This window comes from Xanthomonas hydrangeae (assembly GCF_032697525.1).
Taxonomy (GTDB): domain Bacteria; phylum Pseudomonadota; class Gammaproteobacteria; order Xanthomonadales; family Xanthomonadaceae; genus Xanthomonas; species Xanthomonas hydrangeae.
The window spans coordinates 4,169,702-4,191,548 of record NZ_CP103836.1; the positions used below are offsets into that span (position 1 = coordinate 4,169,702).

Here is a 21,847-nt window from a genome sequence, read left to right on the forward strand (position 1 = left end):
GAGCGCGTCATCGTCGTTGCAGAACGCGCATGCCAGTCGATGTCTGCGCCATGACCCTGCATGTGGCGCAACTCAATCTGCTGCCAACGCCCGACGGCCTGAGCGTCGAACAGGTCTTCGCGCAATGGCCATCGCTGGCCGACATCGCCGAGGCGGTGGCCAGCGCAGGAGTGCGCGTGACGGTGATCCAGGCCTCGGCACTGAACACTCGACTCACACGCCAGGGCGTTGACTACCGCTTCGTCGAGCTGGACGCGCGTGGCAGCAAGCAGCGTGCGCACATTCTTGCCGCGATGCTGCGCCAGATCGACGCAGACGTGATCCACGTGCACGGGCTGGAATTCGCCGGCGATGCGCGGCGGCTCGCGCGCCTGCTGCCGCAGAGTCCCATCCTGTTGCAGGACCATGCCAATCGCCCGCCACGCTGGTGGCGCCGGATTGCGTGGCGTGCGCGCTATGCGGCGGCTGCCGGCATCGCCTTCACGTCGCTGGAACTGGCGCAGCCGTTTCTGCGTGCGCGCCTGTTTCGATCAAAAACGCAGCTATTCGAGATTCCCGAATCGAGCAGCCGCTTCTTGCCGGGCGATCGCTTGCAGGCACGCGAGCACACGCGTCTGCATGGCGACCCGTGTGTGTTATGGGTCGGCCATCTGAGCGCAGCCAAGGATCCGCTGTGCGTGCTCGATGCCGTCGCGTTGGCGGCGCGCGTGTTGCCCGGGCTGCGGCTGTGGTGCGTGTTCGACCAGGCGCCGTTGATGGAGCAGGTACAGCAGCGCCTGCGCGACGATCCGCAGCTGGCGCGCTGTGTGCAGCTCCTGGGCCAGGTGCCGCATGCACGCGTGGAGACCCTGTTGCGCGCCTGCGATCTGTTCGTCTCGGCCAGCCATATGGAAAGTTGCGGTTATGCCGCAGTGGAAGCGTATGCCTGCGGCCGCTTGCCGCTATTGACCGATATCCCTGCTTTCCGCGCGCTCAGCGATGCCGGTGCGGTGGGCGAGTTGTATCCCGTGGGCAATGCCTCGGCCTTGGCGGAACTGCTATTGCGTGTCTCCAGGCAGCGACCCAATCGCACACGGATCCGTGCGCATTTCGATGCGCGGCTGTCCTTCGCCGCCGTGGGGCAGCGCTGGGCGAACGCCTACACCCAATTACTGGCCGCCGCGCCGGGACGCACAGCATGAAACTGGCCTTGGTGGTACCGGGCGGTGTGGACCGCAGCGGCGAAGTCCGTGTGATTCCGGTGTTCCTGACCCTGATCGAATGGCTGGCGCGTCATCATCAGGTGCATGTCTTCGTGCTGCATCAGGAGCCGATGCCGGGCACCTGGACATTGCGCGGCGCCACCGTGCACAACATCGGCGCGCAGCGCACCCGGTTGCGCGCAATCAATGCCATTGGTGAGGAGCATCGGCGCGCACCGTTCGATGTCATCCAGGCGATCTTTTCCGGCTACTGCAGCTTGATCGCCGTTGCGGCGGCAAAACTGCTGCGTCGCCCAAGCATGGTGCATATCGCCGGTGGCGAGCTGGTCGCACTGCACGCCATCGGCTACGGCGGCCGGCGTAAGTGGCGCGGGCGTCTGCGCGAAGCGGTGATCCTGCGCCTGGCCGACTGCGTCACCGCCGCCAGCGCGCCCATCGTCGATTCGCTGCAAGCACTCGGCATCCGCGCGCAGCGGGTGCCCTTGGGCGTGGATCTGCGCGCCTGGCCGCCGGCCGCACCACGCGCGCGCACTGGCGCAATCGCACGGTTGCTGCACGTGGCCAGCCTCAACCCGGTCAAGGACCAGAGCACGTTGTTGCAGGCGATGGCGGCGCTCAAGCGCGCCGATGTCGCCTTTACCCTCGACATGGTCGGCGTCGATACCCTGGATGGCGCCATGCATCGCATGGTGCAGCAGCTGGGTCTGAGCGAGCAGGTGCGTTTCTTGGGTTTCAAGACCCAGCGCGAGTTGCGCCCTATCATGCAATCGGCCGATCTGCTGGTGCTGTCGTCCTTGCACGAGGCGGGGCCGTTGGTGCTGCTGGAAGCTGCGGTGGCAGGTGTTCCCACAGTGGGGACGGCCGTCGGGCATCTGGTCGAGTGGGCACCGGTCTGCGCACTGGCAGTGCCGCCGGGCGATTGGGCCGGGCTGGCAGAAGCCGTCCGTCAGGTGGTGGCCGACGACGAACTGCGCTTGCGTCTGGCCTGGGCGGCGCAGTGCCGTGCGGTACGCGAAGACGCGGCATCGACCACGCGTCTGTTCGAAAAGCTCTACCGCCAACTATGCGAGAAGCGCCCGCTGCACTGAATACCTGGGCGCGGAGTAGGCAATAGACTGCGGGCTTGCACAAACCACTTTCAGATCAGCCAACAAAACGCAGAGCGCGGTCGCCTGGCGGTGAGCGCATGGGTTTTTGTTGGCTTTCTCTTGTTGGATGCAGTCAGAAGCTTTAGGTCAGAAGCTTTAGGTCCAAAGCTTAGTGGGTCGAGGGCGTTGTGGCCTCACCGCACCAGAATCGAGTCATAAGGCTAGTCGGTCGAGGGCGCGGTGCCCTCACCGCTCGCGGGACACGCCGCAAGTACATCCATGTAGGCTCGGTGGCGGCATCCATGCCGCCACACGGTCCCGCAATCGGCGAGGCACCGCACCAGAAAGATTGCTGGTCGCTTTGTTGAAAGCCATGCACATCGACCATCTCGACTGGTCCTTGCCCGCCCACCATCGCGGGACCTTACGCGGCATGGATGCCGCGTAAGAGCTTACAAGGACGTACTTGCAGCGTGTCCCGCGATGGTGGGCGGGCAAGGGCCCCGCAGCCAAGCCACAGATCAGCCGCTCTGCCTTGTGGCGTGTCCCGCGATGGTGGGCGGGCAAGGGCCCTGCAACCAGGCCACAGATCAACGGCTCCGCAGCCAAACCGCCAATCAGCCACCCTGCAGCAAACCTACGTAAAGTGGTTTTGTCAGTCGCTCCTAGCCTCACACCGGCTGCAAATACCCATCCAACGCCGCGCGCACCACGTACAACATGTCGGTGCGCGGCACTGGTCGAGCAAGCCGCGTCATCAGTCGGCGCGCCTGGCTCTGCCGTACCCATGGTTGCCCTTGAAGCCACAGCTGTGTCTGCAACATGTCCGCACGTTCCTTGCGGCTTTCGGCCGACGGCGCAACGCGATTGTGCAGATACTGCCGCGCTTCGCTCAGCGACCGCGACCATTCGATGCCGGGCAGTGCCGGCAACCACAGGTTGGAGCACGAGGCGGTGGTCAAGGTCTGGCGGACCGCACGCATGCGCAGCAATCGCGGGCAATCGGCCTGCAGGCGCGCCATCACCGCCGCAGGCACCACGCTGCGGTAGTAGCGTTGCAGCAGCAGCAGCGGCGGCAATGCCCACCACGGCGACACGCTCGTCTCTTCCCACAATTGGTCCCAATCGCGCTGCCCCATGCGGGTGGCAAGCAATGCAAGATCGTGCAGATGCATCAGCCGGATGCTGCGATGGCAGATGCCACCGGCCGCATGCAGCAGCAGATGGCACATCAATGCACCGATGGACGGATATGGGTTCAAGCCCGGCTGCGCGCGCTCCGGCAGGATGCGTGATGTGATGTCCACGCTGTGCACCGGCAAGCGTTCCTGGATGCGCGTATGCAGCTCGATATTGATCGGCGCATCGCGATGCTCGCCCAGTCCCGCGACCGCTTCGCCTTGGATCGGCTTGAAGACCTGATGCTTCCATTGTTCGAACGAGGCCACGTAACCGAGTTCGCACAACAGTGCTGCTGCAGCTGGCGCGTCCTCAGGCTCCACCAGTAAATCGATATCGGCCATCGGCCGATCGCCCGGCAGGTACACGCCAAGCCGATGCAGTGCAGTTCCCTTCAGACCGACCAATGCGATGCCTGCAGCACGCGCCGCAGCATCGATGAGCGTCAGCAATAGGGCGATGCGCCGATGCCGATCTTCGACATGGCGGCGTTGCTCGCTCAGAAACGTCGTCCATTCGGAGTTCTGCCATAGCGAGCGACGCTGCAGCAGCGGTGATACGCCATGCGCTGCCGCCGCCGCTGCTGCCAGCTGCCATTGCAGACGATCCCATTGTGGCGCCACTTCGCCCGGCTGCGCCAATTCCTGCGCCAGCCGTTCGGTGGCCGTGCGCAGGCCATGCTTGATGGTGCGAAGGGAAGGCTGCATGCGAAGTTGATCCGATAAGGCGAGGTGATGTTCGAAGAGATCAAGAGGCGCTGCGAGCTAGGCGACCAGCACGGTTGCCAGCTGCCGCGGTTGACCTGCGGCAATGCTGACCAGCGGTTCGGTGCGATGCTGTTGTTCCGAGGCGATCAATGCAGACCAGCGTGCTTCCAGGTGCTCGGATGCCTGCGTGAACGCCTCGGCGCTCATCGTTGCGCGCGCCTGTTGCAGATCCACTTGCGTATGCAGCAGATCGCGCACGCTGCGATAGAACTCCGAGTCGTAGGCGCCATGGAACATCATCGCCAGGTCGTCGCTGTCCTGCCAATGGGTCTTGCCGCCCAACTGGTTTTTCACTTCTTCGTAGAACTTGGTGCCGGGCAGCGGATAGGACACGCTGACGCCGATGATGTCCGGGTTGGCCTGCCTCACCAGGGCGCGCGTGGCCAGGATGTCGTCGAGTTCCTCGCCCAGATACCCGAGTTGAATGAAGAAACCCACGCGAATGCCGCGCGCACCCAGGCGTTGGCGTGCGGCGATCACCTCGCCAACCGTGGTTCCCTTGGTCATCTTGTCGAGGATGCGCTGGCTGCCGCTTTCTGCACCCAACCAGGCCTCTGCGCAGCCGGCGCGCGCCAGCGCCGCGGCCATGCGCTCGCTGGCCAGATCGGCGCGGGTCTGGATGGTGAAGGGGATCGCGCCATCGGCATCGGTCAAACGCTGCGCAAAGGTTTCCACCCAATCGATATGGAAGCCGAAGATGTCATCGGCCATCCAGATGTGATCGGGTTGAAAACTGCGTTTGAGGTGGATCATTTCGGCAGCCACATCTTCGGCATCGCGGCGCTTGTAGTGGTTGCCCCAGATCGGTTTGGCGCACCAGTTGCAGCGGAACGGGCAACCGCGCGAGGCGGCCATGTTCAAGCTGAAATATCCGTGCCGTTGCTGCCAGAAACGCTGGTAACGCGGCATGTCGACCAGGTCCCATGCCGGCAGGCCGCTCAGGCGTGCGTCCGGCGGTTGTGCGCCGCGATGCACGTTTGCCTCAGCAGAGGGGCTGGTGGCGATACGTGCAACGCCCGCGAGCCAGGCACCCGTGTCGATGGTGGGGTCTGCTTCGACGCGCGCCACCAGTTCCAGCAGCGGTGCGATGCCTTCGCCGATCAGTACCGCATGCGCGCCAGCGGCCAGAAACACATCCGGGTTGTCGGAGGCATCCGATCCGGCCACCAGCACGCGGCAACCGGCCGCACGCGCCTGCGCAATCATCTGGCAGGCAGCCTCGCGCATCCGGCTCAGGCACATCTTGGTGAGGAAGTTGAAGTTGTCTTCGTAGAACACCACCAGGTCCGGCTGCGCGGTGTGCAAGGCGCCGGTGTAGTCCTGCACATCCTCGGCCAGCATCGCGTCGAACAGGCTCAAGGTATGGCCGCGCTCGCGCAGCAACGCTGCGACCTGCAGTGTTGCCAGCGGTGGATACGGCTTGCCGCGCTCCCATTGCTTCGGGTCGTAACGCAGAAAATACGAATGACTGACCTGGATCTTTAGCATCTGCACAAGGCTCTCGTTCTGTCGCCAGGTACGCGCAGCAATGGCGTGCGCAGACACCGGCATTCGGCTCGGCAGTAGGTGCGCACGCAGGTGCGTTTGGTTGCGCCGCTGAGAAGCGCGCTATGCCATGCGTTATGCAGGTGTGTCGCAGGCCGCGATGCAACCTTTCAGCAACGGATCGGCACACACCGGCTGATTGATGCGATGGATGGAAGGCATGCCGCACTCGGCCGCGTTGGCGGAACTCCTGCCAGTGAGCGATACCGCACGCCTGGCGGCGCCCGGCAATGCGCTATCGCCTGCAGACCCGTTCGGTGAGCGCAGTGAGCGTCGATTCGTGGTGCGCCGGCAGATTCTCGGTGCGCTGTTTCATTTCCAGAGCGACAGCGAGGCGTTGCTGGCGTTGGTGGATGCCGCCTATGCAGGCTTGCCCGCGCATCGCCTGCCGGCTGCGCCGGAATTCCATATCACGCTGGATCTGGTGGCGCGTGGCCAGGCGCCATCGAGCGCAGAACCGCCACCGGTGCGCACGCACGCAAGCGGTGGCTTGCTGTGCGGCGTCATGGATGCCTGCAATTACCTGATGCTGTCGGTGCCCGAGCGCCGCGCCATGCTGGTGGTCTCCGAGGACATGCTCACCCACGCCTATCACGTGCGCTACGAGTTGATCGAATTTGCGGTGTTCCTGCTCGCCGCACGTGGCATGGCGTTGGTGCCGCTGCATGGTGCCTGCGTGGGCCGGCACGGACGCAGCGTGTTGCTGCTCGGCGCCAGCGGCGCGGGCAAGTCGACGCTGGCGCTGCACAGCTTGCTGCATGGGCTGGACTTCATCGCCGAGGACGGCGTGTTCATTGCGCCGGAGAGTCTGCTGACCACCGGCGTTGCCAACTTCCTGCATCTGCGTTCGGACGCGCTTGGCCTGGTCGATGCAGACACTCACGCGTGGATCAGCGCATCGCCGACCATCCGTCGTCGAAGTGGCGTGGAAAAGTTCGAGATCGATATCCGCCATGGCCGTGCACGGCTTGCGCGCACGCCCTTGCAGCTATGCGCAGTGGTGATGCTGTCCGGCACACCTGCCAGCACGTCGGCGCAGCGTCTGCTGCCAACGCCGGCCGAGCAGATTGCCGACTGTCTGGCGCGCGATCAACCTTACGCCGCCGGTCAACCAGGGTGGCAGCGCTTTGTCGAACAGGTGCAGCGTGTGGGCATGTTCACGCTGCGGCGCGGCGCGCATCCGCAGGCATCGGTGGATGCACTGCTGCAGTTGCTGCGATGAGGGCGCAGATGCCGGTGCGTTGTGGTGAGATCCAGACGCCTGCCAGCGTGCCGAAGCACCTCTTGCACGACGTGCATCGCTGAGATGCAGACCTCCATCCCCCGCGATCGCAGGCGTGCCAGCTTGCGCACGTTCGTCGGAACGCTGGTGCCTGCAGACCTGCCAACCATCGCGCTCTATGTCGCCTTGTCGCTGGCGGCTGCATTGGCCGGCAGCATCGTGGCGGTCTGCCTGGTGCCCCTGATGCAGCCTGGCCATGGCGTGCAGTTGGCTGGCTATCGGCTGGCGTTGCCTGATGGTCTGGTGATGCAGGCGGCGCTGTTTGCCGGCGTCAGCCTGGTATTTGCCGCACTGCGATGGCACAGCGCGCGGCTGGCCGCACGGCTGACCAGCCGCTACGCGATCGGGCTGCGCCGTCGCGTGCATGCCGCGTTGATCGATGCACCGTTGCCAGCCTTGACCGGCGCCAGTTCGGCAGAAATCGCCAACGTACTCACCTATAACATCGAAATCGCCACACAAGGTTTCGGCGCGGTGCTGCAGCTGTTGGTGGCCGGCATGACGGCGCTGGTGAGCATCTGCATTGCCGTCCTGATCGCACCCGCGCTGGTGCTGGCGATGCCGTTGCTGCTCGCCCTGGCCTGGTTGGGCTTGCGCATCTCCAGCAGCGACAGGCAGGCGCGCATCAGCCGCGACTACGTGGCCGACATGACGCGTTTGTTCTGGTTGAGCGAAGACTTCCCGCGTCGCCTGCGGCATGTGCGCTCGTTCCAACGCGAAGACGTCGAAAGCCGCCATTACGAGCGCATTTCCACGCGGCTGGGGCAGGGCTATGCACAACAGCAGGAGCTGGTGGCGGGCAGCCGCTTGGTGCTCGAACTCACTGCCGTGGCCGCGATCGCCGGCATTCTGGTGTTGGCCAATCTCTGGCAGGGCGCCGACCGCGCCGCGCTGATCACCGTCAGCCTGCTGCTCGGGCGCTTGCTGCCGTATCTGGTCACCACGCGGCAAAGCGTGCAGCAACTGCGCTCGGCCTGGCCGGCGCTGCAGTTGTGGCGGCGCTATGTGGAACTGGGTACCATGCGCACGCACGCATCGGCAGAAACGGCAGTGCCATTGCCGGCAGCGCTGCATATCGAACACATCGGCCTGGCACCGCCGCTGCCCAGGCTTGATCTGGGTCCGATGATTCTGTTGCCAGGCGAAATGACCTTGGTCGTCGGGCCGTCCGGTATCGGCAAGAGCAGTCTGATGGATGTGCTTTCCGGGCAGACCTCGCCCGCGCAGCTCACCGCGCATATGGCCGGGCGCCGGCTGGATTTCGCCGCGTATCGCGCGTTGGTTCGGCATAGCGCCTACATCGGCCAGGGCGTGCGGCCATGGCAGCGCAGCGTGCGCGATTGTCTGGAGTGGGCGCTGCCTGGCACAGCGGATGCACGCATGTGGGAGGTGTTGGGCGATGTCGGTTTGAGCGCGCGCCTGCAGCGCGACGGGCGAGGTCTGGAGACGCCGATCAACGGCCCGGAGGGACGCCTGTCCGGTGGCGAATCGCAGCGCTTGTTGTTGGCGCAAGTGCTGTTGCGCCAACCGACCTTGGCGGTGCTGGACGAAGCCACCAGCGCGCTGGATGCAGATGCCGAACAGCAGGTGTTGCGCATGCTGCGGCAGCGTCTGCCGCAGACCGTGTTGGTGGTGGTCTCGCACCGCACCAGCCTGGCCGCAGTGGCCGATCGCACGGTTGCGCTAGGCGTCGTGCTTGCTGCGCAGGCAGCTGTCAAAGTCGATGCAGTTGCGAGCTCGCGCGCGTAATCGCTGCGCAGTTCAATCGCGCCGGCACGGGATTAACCGGCAATTTCCTCCAGCGCACGATTGCGCGTACGCGGCCCGAACAGCGCAATCACGCTCGCCACGATCGACATGCTGATGACGATAAACGCCAGCACGCCATGGCTGCCGACCTGGGCAAGCAACCAACCGATCAGTACGCTGCTCACGGCGGTGGAAAGACGGCTGAAGGAATAACAGAACCCTACTGCACGCGCGCGCAATCCGGTGGGGAACAGCTCGGCCTGGTAGCCGTGATAAGCGAAGCTCATCCAGGCATTGCAGAACGCAATCATCGCCCCGCACGCCACCATGCCGGTCGCCTGATGCTGCTGCGAAAACAGCACGCCAAACAGCACTGCGCCCAGCGCCGATGCGGTGATCTGCCACTTGTTTTCCCAGCGCTGCGCAAACCGCAACAACAGCAGCGGCGCCAACGGGTAGGCCAGCGAGATCGCAAAGGAATAGCCCAGGCTCTTGGTCACGCCGGTGCCTTGCGCCGAGATCAGTGCCGGCAGCCAATTGCCGAAGCCGAAGAAGCCGATCGCCTGAAAGATATGGAACACCACCAGCATGCCGATGCGCCCGCGATAGGGCGCTCGCCATAACAGCGATGCCTGCGTGTCGCTGTGTGCCGACGGCACAGCCACCTGCTGCGGCATGGCCAATGGCGCGCCCAGATCGCGTTCGCAGCGCGCCTCCAGTTGGATCAGCACCGCGTCCGCCTCGGCATGGCGTCCTTGCGCCGCCAACCAACGTGCCGATTCCGGCAAGCGGCTGCGCAGCCACCAGATCGCCAGCGCAAACACGCCACTCAGCAACACCACCCAACGCCAGCCGCTCACCCCCAGCGGTGCATGCGGCACCAGCAGCCAGGCGGTCAGCGCCACTGCCGGCACGGCCAGAAACTGCACGAAGAACGCAAACGCAAATGCGGCGCTACGCATATGCCGCGGCACCAATTCGGACAGGTAGGTGTCGATGGTGACCAGCTCGATGCCTAACCCGATCCCCACCACAAAGCGCAGCACGATGACGCCGGTGGCAGTGCTTTGCAGGCCCATCGCCACAGTGGCAGCGGTGTACCAGACCAACGCGAACGTAAAAACCAGCCTGCGCCCAAAACGGTCGGCAAACGGACTCAGCAATGCGGCGCCGACAAACAGCCCCAGAAAGGTCGCAGCCGCAAACGCGGCCTGGTCTGACATGCCGAACACGCCATCGGCACCGTTGGCGAAAATGCCATCGCGGATCAACCCGGGGCTGATGTAGGCGGTCTGGAACAGATCGTACAACTCGAAAAATCCGCCCAGCGCGAGCAAGCCAACCAGCCGCCACAGCGTGGCACTGGCCGGCAGCCGATCGATCCGCGCGGCGATGTGCAAGGTGTCGGAAGCGGGGTCAGGCGGAGCGGTCAAAGCCATTGTCATGCAGCGCGGCCAGTTCGGCATCCATCATAGCCAGCCATCTGATCGGTCAGCAGCTGTGCTTCGCGACGCGCTCGACGCATTCGCGCACCAGCAGCCACAGGCATCTAAAAGCCCCTCTCCTGCGGGGCGAGAAGGCACGGCTTGCGCGCCACTGGCGCGCGTGTCTTGGAGCGCCCGCGCCGCAAGCGCGGGCCGGGGCGCGGAGCGGGGGCGAGGCCCTAGCAATAGTTGAGCACACCAAGCTTCGCCCGCACCCTCATCCGCCCCTGCGGGGCACCTTCTCCCGGGGGGGGGGGAAAGGGAGTAACGCCTCCATAAACCATCCCCGCTGTTCGACCACTGGAATGCTGTAATCCCCTCAGCGCCACCTGAGCGGGTAGCAATGCCGGCCGGCCAGCCCCATCTCTTGCACATCATTCATTCCCCGGAGTCATCCGATGACGCCCATTTCCGTGCTCGACCTGGCGCCGGTCTGCGAAGGCAGCGACACCACCCACGCCTTCGCCAACATGCTCGATCTGGCCCAGCACGCCGAGCGCTGGGGCTATCAGCGTTATTGGCTGGCCGAGCACCACAACATGCCGGGCATCGCCAGCGCCGCCACCGCAGTGCTGATCGGTCATGTGGCCGGTGGCACCAAGACCATCCGCGTCGGCGCCGGCGGCATCATGCTGCCCAACCATGCGCCGCTGCAGGTGGCCGAACAATTCGGCACGCTGGCGTCGTTGTATCCGCAGCGCATCGACCTGGGCCTGGGCCGTGCGCCCGGTACCGACCAGCCCACCGCGCGCGCCTTGCGCCGCTATTTCGACAGTGCCGATCATTTCCCGCAGGACGTCGCCGAGCTGCTGCGCTACTTCGCACCGGCGGTGCCGGGGCAACTGGTGCAGGCAGTGCCGGGCGCCGGGCTGGACGTGCCGGTATGGCTGCTGGGCTCCAGCCTGTTCAGTGCACGCCTGGCCGCAGCGATGGGCCTGTCGTTCGCGTTCGCCTCGCACTTCGCGCCCGATGCGATGGACGAAGCCGTGGCCATCTACCGCCGCGAGTTCCGCCCGTCCGCACAGTTGGCCAAGCCGCACGTGATGCTGGCCTTGAACGTGGTGGCCGCCGAGACCGAGGCGCAGGCGCGTCGCCTGTTCACCACCCAGCAGCAGAGTTTCGTCAACCTGCGGCGCGGCAAGCCGGGCAAGATTCCCGCGCCGATCGACGACATTGACAGCTTCTGGCAACCGCACGAACGTGCCGGTGTGGAGCGCGCATTGGCCTGCACGGTGCTGGGCGATGCCGAACAGGTCGCGCAGGGCGTGGCCGAGTTTATCGAGCGCCACACGCCGGATGAGCTGCTGTTCACCGCCAACATCTACGACCATGCCGCACGTTTGCGTTCGTTCGAAATCGCCGCCATGGCCTGCCGCGAGCTGGACGTGACTCCTGCGTGATTCACGTCGCTTTGCGCGGCGATCCGCTCAGATGCATGCACCTCCATTGGGAAAACCAGCATGCAATTTCAGGAACGCAGCGAGAGCATCAAGCAATTGGCGGAATTGATCCGCGGCGTGGACATCGCGATGTTCACGACCGTGTCGGCCGACGGCAAACTGGTGAGCCGGCCGTTGGGCACGCAGGAAGTCGAATTCGATGGTGACCTGTGGTTCGCCACCGCTGCCGATAGCCCGAAGGTGGCAGAGATTGCCGCCGACCCGCGCGTCAATGTGGCATACGCCTCGGCGTCGAAGAACAGCTATGTGTCGGTCGCCGGTACCGCGCGCGTAGTCAACGACCGCGCCAAGATCGATGAACTCTGGTCGCCGGCAATGAAGGTGTTTTTTCCGGGCGGCAAGGATGACCCCAATCTGCGTCTGATCCATGTGCGTGCCGAATCGGCCGAATACTGGGACGGCCCGAGCGGGCTGCTCGGCAAGGCGCTGTACTTCGTGATGACCGCAGTCACCGACGACACGGGCAGCCTGTCCGACAACCGTGTGGTCGATCTGAAGTAACGGCGACCGATCAGGTGTGCCGATCGTCTCGCGCATCAGCGCCAGGCGACCGGCCACCAATCGCGCACCAGATCCAGCAGCTGGTCGGAAGTCACCCCGAACACCGCCACCGACACCAGCGCCGCCGCCCAGCCCACCAGCAGCAAGGCGCCATCGCGCTCCAGCAGGGCAAGCGCGAACAACAGCAGGATCAGGCCGAAAATATAGTTGGTAAACGGGATCGGCAGCGTCAGCAAGATGCCGACCAGCACCAGCAGCAAGCCGGTGAACACCTGCGCCGGAACACGATCCAGCATGCCGTGCAGACGCGGCTTGAGCAGCCGGTCCAGGCGCTGCAGCGTTGGCGCAAGCCGCGCGACGAAACGCTGGCTGGTACTGCGGCGCGGCCCACGATCGCCTATGAAACGCGGCACCCACGGCTTGCGCAGGCAGCACATCATCTGCACGCCGATCAGCACTGTCAGCGGGCCGCTGATGCCACCGGCCACGCCGGGAATCGGAATGAAGGAGGGCAGGATCGCCAGAAACAGGAACACGCCGAACGCGCTCTGCTGCAGATCGGCCAGAATCTCGCGTACACGCAACACATGATTCGGGTCGCCCTCGCTGAAGGCCGCCAGCAGGCTGCGGATGCCTTCATTGCGATAGCGCATGTGTTCGCCGCCGGAATCATCGGATGGCGGCGCGCCGTTATCCGACGATGTCATCGCTGTCCTCATCGCCGATGCGGCTCAGCAACAGCTTGTCCACGCGCGCGCCGTCCAGATCGACGATCTCGATGCGCCAGCCGGCCCAATCGAAGAATTCGCCGGCCTGCGGAATGCGCCCGAAGTAATAGATGCACAGACCCGCGAGCGTGTGGTAATCGCCTTCGTCGGCTTCGGGCAGTTCGGCGCCCAGCACTTCACGCAGTTCTTCCACCGGCAGCGAGCCATCGATCAGTAACGAACCGTCGGCGCGCGTGATCACCAGCGCGTCTTCGTCGGTGTTTTCCACCGCCTGCAGACGGCCGACCACCGCGCCCATCAGATCGCTGATGGTCACCAGGCCGCGGATTTCGCCGTATTCGTCGACCACCAGTGCCATCGACTGCTGTTCTTCGCGGAAGATCTCCAGCAGCTTCATCGCATGCGTGGATTCGGAGACGAACAAGGTATCGCGCAGCGCCTGGAACAGGTTCTCGCCGTGCCCGCCCATGCGCGTGACCAGCGATTTGACTTCCAGCACGCCGGCGATGTCCTGGTCGCTGCCGCGGTAGACCGGGTAGCGCGAGAATTCGTGCTCGCGCATCACCTGCAGATTGCGTTCCGGCTCGGCGTTGGCATCCAGCCAGGCGATGCGGTTGCGCGGCGTCATCAGGCTGTCGGCGGTGCGGTCGCCCAGCCGCATCACGCGATTCATCATGTCGCGCTCGTGCGCGTCGATCACGCCGGCCTCGTGGCTTTCGGCCACCAGCATGCGGATCTCCTCTTCGGTCACCGATGCCGATTCGTCCTTGCCCATGCCCAGCATGCGCAGCACCAACCGGGTCGAGCGCGCCAGCACCCACACGCCGGGTGCGGCAATCTTGGCCAGCCACGCCATCGGCACAGCCACCACGCCGGCAATGTCTTCGGAATTGCGCAGCGCCAGCCGCTTGGGCACCAGTTCGCCGAAGATCAGCGTCAGGAAGGTGATCAAGGCCACCGCCAGCGTGCTGCCGATCACCGCCGAATACGGTTTGGGGTCGCCAACCAGCGAGAAGGTAGCCGATAGCGCAGGGAAGGCCAGCTGCAGCCGCTCGCCGATTGCCTGGCCGATGGCTTCGCCACCGAACAGGCCGGTCAGGATGCCGATCGAGGTAATGCCGATCTGCACCGTGGACAGAAAGTTTTCCGGGCTTTCGGCCAATGCCAGGGCCCGCGCGGCGCGCTTGTTGGAGCCGGCCATCTGCTTCAGGCGGCTCTTGCGCGAGGTCATCAGCGACATCTCCGACATGGCGAAGAAGCCGTTCAACAAAATCAGCGCGATAACGATCAGAAACTCAACCACGGGCGTCTTCCCCGGTCAGTGAAGGGGAGGGCGGGCGGGCATTAGGTTGGCCGGCGCGCACGAGGGCGGAGCGGCAACGGGAGGGTAGGGGGTCGTCTTCCATAGGGTGCACCCGAAGGCGCGCGAGCATGTTAGCAAACCGCAGGGTGGTTCGAGCCGGGAAATGCGCATGTGAAGGCCGCCCCCAGGCACCGAGATATCCAGACACGTCACGGAACGGTCATAATTCGCCCTCGGCGTCCGTCTCTCCCTCGACGGCAGGAAGTTCTTCACCCATGTTCTCGTTGCAGACCATCTTCGGTTCCGGCAAGCAGTTCTATGCGCTTCTGAACGAAGCGGCGCAGGCCGCCTACGACAGCACTAAGGCCTTGCACGCCATGATGCGCACGTCCGACCGCCAACCCGCGCTGGACGCCTTCAAGCTGGCCCGCCTGCGCGAGCGCGCCGCCTCCGACAAGATCGGCCAGGCGCTGGTGGACAGCTTCATGACCCCGATCGAGCGCGAGGACATCGAAGCGCTGGGTTCGGCGCTGTACAAGATTCCCAAGCAGGTCGAGAAATTCGCCGACCGGTATTCGCTGGCCACCAAGCATCTGGAGCACATCGACTTCGCGCCGCGCGCGGCGATGCTGGAACAGGCTGCGGCTGTCGTGGTGGAGATGGTGACCGACCTGCCGCAGATGAACATCGATCGCATGACCGCGCTCAACGACAAGCTGCGCATGCTGGAGAACGAAGCCGACCGGCTGATGCTCGAGCTGTATCGCGACATCTACTCCGGCCGCCTGGACACGCTGCAGATGTTCCTGCTCAAGGAATTCTTCGAGATTCTGGAAAAGGCCATCGACCGTTGCCGCGAGGCAGGGGTGGTGGTGTACCAGATCGTGCTGAAGAACAGCTGAGGTCGCCGCGTGCTTACCCTAGTTCTGGTGGTGATCCTGGCGGCGTTGGTATTCGAGTTCATCAACGGCTTCCACGACACTGCCAACTCCATCGCTACCGTGGTCGCCACCAAGGTGCTGTCGCCGGGTTGGGCGGTCATGCTGGCCGCCGGCATGAACCTCATCGGCGCGCTCACCGGCACCGCCGTGGCGCTGACGATTGCTTCCGGCCTGCTCAACACCAACGTGGTCGAGGTCACCCCGCAGGTGATTCTGTGCGCGCTGCTGGGCGGCATCATCTGGAACCTGATCACCTGGTGGAAGGGCCTGCCGTCGTCGTCCTCGCATGCCTTGATCGGCGGGCTGTGCGGCGCCGGCCTGGCCGCTGCGCACAACAATTGGGACGCGCTGATCTGGTCGGAAAACATCGGCAACTGGGCCAAGAACAAGGGCCTGTTGTGGAAGGTGTTCGTGCCGATGATCACCTCGCCGATCGCCGGCTTCCTGCTCGGCATCGTGGTGATGCTGCTGCTGTGGGCGATCATCGCCGGCATGGCCAGGCTGGGCGGGCCGATCGGCCGGCTGGCGCGTCCGCGCTGGGTCAACGCCTTCTTCGGCAAGGCGCAGATCGCCTCGGCCGCCTACATGGGTTACGCGCACGGCCACAACGACGCGCAGAAGACCATGGGCATCATCGCCATGACCCTGATCGGCGCGCAGTCGGCCGGTGCACTGGACGATCTGCCGAGCTGGCTGAGCTTCCTGCATCCGGGGACCGGCATTGGAGCCGGCGACGGCATCCCGATGTGGATCGTGCTGACCTGCGCGGTGGTGATGGCCGCCGGTACCGCCTCGGGCGGCTGGAAGATCATCAAGACGCTCGGCCACAAGATGGTCAAGCTGCACCCCATCCACGGCTTTGCCGCAGAAACCAGCTCGGCGACCGTGCTCACCGTGGCCGCGCATTTCGGCATGCCGGTGTCGACCACGCACAGCATTTCCACTGCGATCATGGGCGTGGGTTTTGCCAAGAATCCACGCTCGCTGCGGCTGGGCGTGATCGAGCGCATCGTCTGGGCCTGGATTTTGACCATCCCGGCCGCTGGCGGCGTGGCATATCTGATCCTGCGTTGTTTCGAATGGTTTGGCTGGACCTGAGTGCTGTCGTAGCCTGGTCACCTCGGTCGGCGACGATACGGCGCTGATTGCGGGTGGTCCTGTTGCAGGTCATCCCGCTCGACACTGATGTTCTAACGCGTTCTGCCTGAGGAAAACGCGCCGATGATGCTTGCGCTGGTGTGCGTGCTGTTCCTGCTGTCCTGGCTGATCGGCCGCCGGCGCTGGCGGCGCAGCGCCCGCGCGCTGGCGGCGGCCACGTTGGCGTTGCTGCTGCTGGTCGGCTGCGGTCCCTTGTCGAGCTGGATGCTGCACGGCTTGCAACAGACCGGCGTCAACGATTTCAACGACTGGCGCGCGCGTAACATGATCGTGTTGCTGGGTGCGGGCACGGTGCGGCCAGATGGCCCGGATGCCACCGCCGAAGCGAACATGTTTGCTTACGGCCGCATCGTCGAGTCGGCGCGGCTGTATCGGCAATGCCGCGCGCATGGCGGCGACTGCAAGATCGAGATCAGCGGCGGCGACGCGCGCGGGCTGGGCCTGTCCGAAGCGGTGGTGTATCGGAAGGTGTTGATCGGGATAGGCATCGATCAGGCCGATCTGATCATGGAACCCTCCAGCATGAATACCTGGCAGAACGCGCAGTTCAGCCAGCCGTTGCTGCGCAAGTACCGCGCCGACCGGGTCGTGCTGGTGTCCTCGGCCACGCACCTGCGCCGCGCCGAATTGTATTTCCGTCACTTCGGCATCGAGGCCACGCCGGTGCGCTCGGACTGGTTGACCGCCTCCTGGGCCTGGTTGCCGCAGAGCTACAACTTCACCGTGGCCGATGTCGCCTTGCACGAGTATCTGGGCATTGCGCGCTATCGGGTCTACGAGTGGTTGGGCTGGAATGTGAAGGCCACGCTGCCCGGGGAGTTGTGAGCAGGGAGTGGGGAGTGGGGATTCGAGATTCGGGATTCGTAAAAGCCGGCGTGGGTCCTTGTGTGCGCGGCTGATTTATTTCCAACGTTGCTTGGGGCCGTGGAGAGCTCGACGGGAGCAACGCACGCGCGGCGGCTGGGAAACGTAACGGCTCGGCGCGGTGGTTTTGCGACTGCTGCGCATTCGCTTGCTGCAACCGGCCTGCAGCATCGCCAGCTGCGTGTGCGGCCGGCGATGCTTGCGCTCAGCGTGTTTCGTACATCGCCTTGACGTCGTTGCGGAATGCTGTCTGGCTGTTGGCGCGGTTGTAGAACATGTGGCCGCCCGGATACTCGCGCACCTGCACACGTTTGGGGTCGTTGCCCATCGCCGGCATCTGATCCACCGTCAGCACCGAGCCCATGAACGGGCAGGAGAGATCGTTCCAGCCGTGCGCGATCAACACGCGCAGTTTCGGGTCGATCGCCACCGATTGGCGCAGTTGCGTCACCGCACCCTTGCGCAGTTCATCGTTCCAGTCCCACAGTTTGTTGACGTCGTAATTGAGCGCCTGATAACGCGCGTCGACCTTCCAGCCGACCACGCGGGTGACGAAGTCCACCATCGCTGTGGTGGTCGGGGCGATGATGCTGTCCAGCAACGGGTCGTTGGCGCGTTGCTCCGGATCGTTGGGGAACGGGTCGAATGCAGTCACGTTGGAGTCGTAACGGCTACCCAGTTCGCCCTTGTCGCGGAACACCTCGCGCAGATACGCCTGCGTTTCCAGGCGTCCGCCCGAACGCCGCACATAGGCAGGATCCAGCCCTGTCATGCGGGTGACCTGCTGCAGCATCGCCTCGCTGGCCTGCGGGTCGGTGCGTCCTTTCATCAGCGCCACCGCGTAGTCGCCGCGGGTGTAATCGATCACCTCGCGCATGGCGCTGTCGCTGAGCTTGCCCTGGCGCTCCAGATGCGCGGCGGCGATCGAGGGCAGCGTCATCATCCATGCCAGTGGCGACACATCGCTGTTGTCGTCCAGGGTCGGATTGAGATACGGCGACACCAGCACCACACCGTTCATCGCCGCCCCCAGCCGGGTCTGCAGGTAATGGGTGATGCGCGGGCCACGGAAACCGCCATAGCTTTCGCCGACAAGATATTTACGCGCCTGCAGGCGACGGTTCTTGAGCAGCCAGTCGTAGACCACGCGCGAGAGGTATTCCACGTCGGCCTGCGGGTTGTAGAACTGCTTCTTGGCCTCGTCGTCGCCGATCAGGGAGCGGCTGAAGCCGGTGCCGACCGGGTCGATGAACACCAGATCGGTGAAGTCCAGCCAGGTGCCGGGGTTGTCGCGCAATGCCGCCGGTGCCGAGGCGCTATCGCCTTCGGCGCCGAAACCCACCACCTTCGGCCCGATCGCGCCCATGTTCAGATATACCGATGACGCGCCGGGCCCGCCGTTCAATGCGAACGTGACTGGCCGGTCCTTGCCATCCACGGTGTAGGCGGTGAATACCACTTCGCCGGTGGTCTTGCCTTGCGCGTCGCGCACCGGCAGTGTGCCGACGGTGGCGGTGTAACTCAGCGTCCGGCCGGCCACGCGCGTGCTCTGACGCACGCTGGCATCGGCCGGCAACGACGCAGGCTTGGATGCCGCTGCGTCGGGTTTTGCATCGCTTTTGGCGTCGCTCTTGCTATCGTTTTTATCTGGCGCAGCGGCCAGCGCCGTCCCGCTGAGCAGGACATAGGCCAGCAGGCTGGCACGGAGAAAAGAGGGCATGGAGATCGAGGTTCGAACAGGGGAGCGACGATGCTAGGCCCCGGCAGCGCTCGGTGGATGTGCACAAAGGCATGTGTGTCGCGTTGACCGATGTGGCTTGCCTAGCCTGGAGCAGCATGTGCCGCGGCAGGCAGCCGTCTGACCTTGCGCAGTCCGCTGAAATAAGCATCGACCTAAAAGAAAACCGATAACACGCCCTTCTCCCATCCGGAGAAGGTGCCCCGCAGGGGCGGATGAGGGTACGGGCGAGGCTCTCGCAATGTTCAATTGCACGAGGCTTCGCCCGTACCCGCACCCCAACCCCCGCTTCGCGCCTCGGCCCGCGCTTGCGGCGCGGGCGCTCCAAGGCACGCGCGCCAGTGGCGCGCAAGCCGTGCCTTCTCGCCCCGCAGGGAGAGGAGCTTTCAAAGCTTCCGGGTTTTTAAACTTCCAGCGAAGCCAGATCGCCCTTGCTCTCAAGCCACTGCTTGCGATCGCCGGCGCGCTTCTTCGCCAGCAACATATCCATCAGCGAACGGGTCTGTTCGCCGTCGTCGATAGTCAGCTGCACCAGCCGGCGCGTGTCCGGGTGAATGGTCGATTCGCGCAGCTGCTGCGGATTCATCTCGCCCAGGCCCTTGAATCGGGTGACGCTGACCTGGCCCTTGAGCTTCTCGCGCGCGATCTTGTCCAGCAGCGTGGTCTTTTCTTCTTCGTCCAGCGCGTAGAACACCTGCTTGCCCACGTCCACGCGAAATAGCGGCGGCATTGCCACGAACACATGGCCGGCGGCCACCAATGCCGGGAAATGCCTGAGAAACAGCGCAGTCAACAAGGTCGCGATATGCAAACCATCGGAGTCGGCGTCGGCCAGGATGGTGACCTTGCCGTAGCGCAGCCCGCTGATGTCGTCCTTGCCCGGGTCGCAGCCGATCGCGATCGCCAGGTTATGCACTTCCTCGGAGGCCAGCACGCTGCCCGAGGCCACTTCCCAGGTGTTGAGGATCTTGCCGCGCAGCGGCAGGATCGCCTGAAAATCCTTGTCGCGCGCCTGCTTGGCCGAGCCGCCGGCCGAGTCGCCTTCCACCAGGAACAATTCGGTACGCGACAGGTCCTGGCTGATGCAATCGGCCAGCTTGCCGGGCAGGGCGGGGCCCTGGGTGACCTTCTTGCGGACGATCTGCTTTTCGGTCTTCAGCCGCGCACTGGCACGGTCGATGGCGATCTGCGCGATCTTCTCGCCGATCTCCACGTTCTGATTGAGATACAGGCTGAAGGCATCGTGCGCGGCGCCTTCGATGAAGCCGGCGGCCTGGCGCGAGGACAGGCGCTCCTTGGTCTGCCCGGAGAACTGCGGGTCGGTCATCTTCAGGCTGAGCACGAAGGTGACCCGGTCCCACACATCTTCCGGCGCCAGCTTGACCCCGCGCGGCAGCAGGTTGCGGAAGTCGCAGAACTCGCGCAGCGCATCGGTCAGGCCCGAACGCAGGCCGTTGACGTGGGTGCCGTGCTGCGCGGTCGGAATCAGGTTGACGTAGCTTTCCTGTACGAGCTCGCCTTCCGGCACCCAGGCCGCGGCCCAGTCGACGATCTCGGTGTCTTTCTTCAGGCTGCCTGCGAACAGGTCGGCCGGCAGCATCTCGTGCTCGGCCATTTCGCCTTTCAGATAATCGCGCAGGCCATTTTCGAAATACCAGCTGTCCTGCTCGCCGGTGGCTTCGTCATGCAGTTTGACGGTCAGGCCGGGGCACAGCACCGCCTTGGCGCGCAGCAGATGGCGTAGCGCGCGCACGTTGAACTTGGGCGTGTCGAAATACTTCGGGTCGGCCCAGAAACGCAGCCGGGTGCCGGTGTTCTTCTTGCCGACCGTGCCGACCACTTCCAGCTTGGAGGCGGCGATACCGTCGCGGAACTCCATGCGGTGCTCGCTGCCTTCGCGCTTGATGAACAGCTCGACCTTGGTCGACAGCGCATTGACCACGCTCACGCCCACGCCGTGCAGACCGCCGGAGAAGGTGTAGTTGCGATTGTTGAACTTGCCGCCGGCATGCAGGCGGGTCAGGATCAGCTCCACACCGGGAATCTTCTCTTCCGGGTGCATGTCCACCGGCATGCCGCGGCCGTCGTCGGACACCTCGCAGCTGCCGTCCTTGAACAAGGTCACTTCGACCTGCTTGGCGTGACCGGCCAGCGCCTCGTCGACCGAGTTGTCGATCACTTCCTGCGCCAGATGGTTCGGGCGCGCAGTGTCGGTGTACATGCCAGGGCGGCGTTTGACCGGGTCCAGGCCCGACAGCACTTCAATATCGGCGGCGTTATAACGGGTGTTCATGCATCTCTTGGCACGTGAAACGACGCGCAAGTGTGGGGGCAGAACCGTTTTTTTGCACGCGATAGGCGTTCAGTGCAGGGCGGGGTGCGGCTGGATACCCTTGCGTTGGATTCGGAACCAAACGTCCCCACCTGAGGATGTCACCGAAACCGGAGGACACCATGAAGTTCAAGCACATTCTGATGCTCACCCTGGGTGCGGCCGCAGTGGCGGCGCTTCCTGCCATGGCCCAGGCCGCTCCGCAGCAGACCGGTCAGGGCGCCGCCGCGCAGAAGGCCGACGACGCCAAGGCCAAGACCGAAGCCGAGCGCAAGGCCGAGCGCCGTGCCGCCGCTGCCGCGCAGAAGCCCAAGGCCGATGCCGCGCTGCCCGAGGAAGAGGAAGAAAAGAAGCCGGCGCGCTGATCGCGCTGCGCATCGGCAGGCTTCACATCGGTCATCTGCTTCACAGACGCCCCGGCCTAGGTCGGGGCGTCTGCATTTGCGGCCCACGCGGCGCGCGTTTGTCACTGCGTGATCGCAGCGGCGTCACGCAACCCTTGGGCATTCGTCCGTCACCCGCTAAA

Annotated in this window: 17 protein-coding genes; 10 read left to right on the forward strand and 7 right to left on the reverse strand. The window is 64.7% G+C overall.

Annotation, left to right across the window (positions count from 1 at the left end; all coding sequences use genetic code 11):
- The first annotated feature begins 50 nt into the window (after nt 1-50).
- The gene (locus tag NYR97_RS17830) at nt 51-1,181 is read left to right on the forward strand and encodes a glycosyltransferase family 4 protein (protein ID WP_316698337.1); all 1,131 of its coding nucleotides are present in this window, start codon (nt 51-53) and stop codon (nt 1,179-1,181) included.
- Nucleotides 1,178-2,290: a glycosyltransferase family 4 protein gene (locus tag NYR97_RS17835; protein ID WP_316695081.1), complete on the forward strand. Its 1,113-nt coding sequence runs from the start codon at nt 1,178-1,180 to the stop codon at nt 2,288-2,290. The genes NYR97_RS17830 and NYR97_RS17835 overlap by 4 nt, the downstream gene beginning before the upstream one ends.
- A gap of 671 nt (nt 2,291-2,961) precedes the next feature.
- Here NYR97_RS17835 and NYR97_RS17840 read toward each other — a convergent pair.
- Both NYR97_RS17840 and NYR97_RS17845 read right to left on the reverse strand, forming a co-directional pair.
- Nucleotides 2,962-4,176, reverse strand: coding sequence for a nucleotidyltransferase family protein (locus tag NYR97_RS17840; RefSeq protein ID WP_316695084.1), 1,215 nt, complete (start codon nt 4,174-4,176; stop codon nt 2,962-2,964).
- 57 nt (nt 4,177-4,233) lie between these two features.
- Complete coding sequence (locus NYR97_RS17845; protein ID WP_316695086.1) at nt 4,234-5,787, reverse strand: B12-binding domain-containing radical SAM protein; 1,554 nt, start codon at nt 5,785-5,787, stop codon at nt 4,234-4,236.
- A 154-nt stretch (nt 5,788-5,941) separates the two neighbouring features.
- On the opposite strand from NYR97_RS17845, the gene NYR97_RS17850 reads away from it, so the two are divergent.
- Nucleotides 5,942-7,003: a phosphoenolpyruvate carboxykinase (ATP) gene (locus tag NYR97_RS17850; RefSeq protein ID WP_316695088.1), complete on the forward strand. Its 1,062-nt coding sequence runs from the start codon at nt 5,942-5,944 to the stop codon at nt 7,001-7,003.
- Nucleotides 7,004-7,087: 84 nt separating this feature from the next.
- Nucleotides 7,088-8,812, forward strand: coding sequence for an ATP-binding cassette domain-containing protein (locus NYR97_RS17855; RefSeq protein WP_316695090.1), 1,725 nt, complete (start codon nt 7,088-7,090; stop codon nt 8,810-8,812).
- Between the two features lie 32 nt (nt 8,813-8,844).
- Here the strand turns inward: NYR97_RS17855 and NYR97_RS17860 are convergent, their stop codons facing one another.
- On the reverse strand, nt 8,845-10,251 hold the full coding sequence (locus NYR97_RS17860; RefSeq protein ID WP_425613082.1) for an MFS transporter: 1,407 nt from the start codon (nt 10,249-10,251) through the stop codon (nt 8,845-8,847).
- A gap of 443 nt (nt 10,252-10,694) precedes the next feature.
- Here NYR97_RS17860 and NYR97_RS17865 point away from each other — a divergent pair, with 443 nt between their 5' ends.
- On the forward strand, nt 10,695-11,696 hold the full coding sequence (locus tag NYR97_RS17865) for an LLM class flavin-dependent oxidoreductase (RefSeq protein ID WP_316695093.1): 1,002 nt from the start codon (nt 10,695-10,697) through the stop codon (nt 11,694-11,696).
- Between the two features lie 60 nt (nt 11,697-11,756).
- Complete coding sequence (locus NYR97_RS17870) at nt 11,757-12,257, forward strand: pyridoxamine 5'-phosphate oxidase family protein (RefSeq protein WP_119132165.1); 501 nt, start codon at nt 11,757-11,759, stop codon at nt 12,255-12,257.
- Between the two features lie 35 nt (nt 12,258-12,292).
- On the opposite strand, the gene NYR97_RS17875 is transcribed toward NYR97_RS17870, so the two are convergent.
- Together NYR97_RS17875 and NYR97_RS17880 are read right to left on the reverse strand one after the other, a co-directional pair.
- Nucleotides 12,293-12,964, reverse strand: coding sequence for an exopolysaccharide biosynthesis protein (locus NYR97_RS17875; protein WP_205391721.1), 672 nt, complete (start codon nt 12,962-12,964; stop codon nt 12,293-12,295).
- The gene (locus tag NYR97_RS17880; protein ID WP_316695100.1) at nt 12,948-14,288 is read right to left on the reverse strand and encodes a hemolysin family protein; all 1,341 of its coding nucleotides are present in this window, start codon (nt 14,286-14,288) and stop codon (nt 12,948-12,950) included. Before NYR97_RS17880 ends, NYR97_RS17875 begins: the two co-directional genes overlap by 17 nt.
- A gap of 275 nt (nt 14,289-14,563) precedes the next feature.
- On the opposite strand from NYR97_RS17880, the gene NYR97_RS17885 reads away from it, so the two are divergent.
- The 3 genes from NYR97_RS17885 (at nt 14,564) to NYR97_RS17895 (ending at nt 17,212) form a co-directional block, all read left to right on the forward strand.
- Complete coding sequence (locus NYR97_RS17885) at nt 14,564-15,190, forward strand: DUF47 domain-containing protein (protein ID WP_006452783.1); 627 nt, start codon at nt 14,564-14,566, stop codon at nt 15,188-15,190.
- A 9-nt stretch (nt 15,191-15,199) separates the two neighbouring features.
- Nucleotides 15,200-16,327, forward strand: coding sequence for an inorganic phosphate transporter (locus NYR97_RS17890; RefSeq protein WP_316695103.1), 1,128 nt, complete (start codon nt 15,200-15,202; stop codon nt 16,325-16,327).
- Between the two features lie 123 nt (nt 16,328-16,450).
- Nucleotides 16,451-17,212, forward strand: coding sequence for a YdcF family protein (locus NYR97_RS17895; protein ID WP_006452780.1), 762 nt, complete (start codon nt 16,451-16,453; stop codon nt 17,210-17,212).
- Nucleotides 17,213-17,456: 244 nt separating this feature from the next.
- Here the strand turns inward: NYR97_RS17895 and NYR97_RS17900 are convergent, their stop codons facing one another.
- The gene (locus NYR97_RS17900; RefSeq protein WP_316695104.1) at nt 17,457-18,971 is read right to left on the reverse strand and encodes a S10 family peptidase; all 1,515 of its coding nucleotides are present in this window, start codon (nt 18,969-18,971) and stop codon (nt 17,457-17,459) included.
- A 421-nt stretch (nt 18,972-19,392) separates the two neighbouring features.
- Entirely contained in the window at nt 19,393-21,282 is a 1,890-nt protein-coding gene (gene parE / locus NYR97_RS17905) for a DNA topoisomerase IV subunit B (protein WP_205391717.1), read from the reverse strand.
- Nucleotides 21,283-21,443: 161 nt separating this feature from the next.
- Between parE and NYR97_RS17910 the strand changes: the two genes are divergently transcribed.
- Nucleotides 21,444-21,686, forward strand: a complete 243-nt coding sequence (locus NYR97_RS17910) for a hypothetical protein (protein ID WP_006453323.1) — start codon at nt 21,444-21,446, stop codon at nt 21,684-21,686.
- The last annotated feature ends 161 nt before the right edge of the window (nt 21,687-21,847 follow it).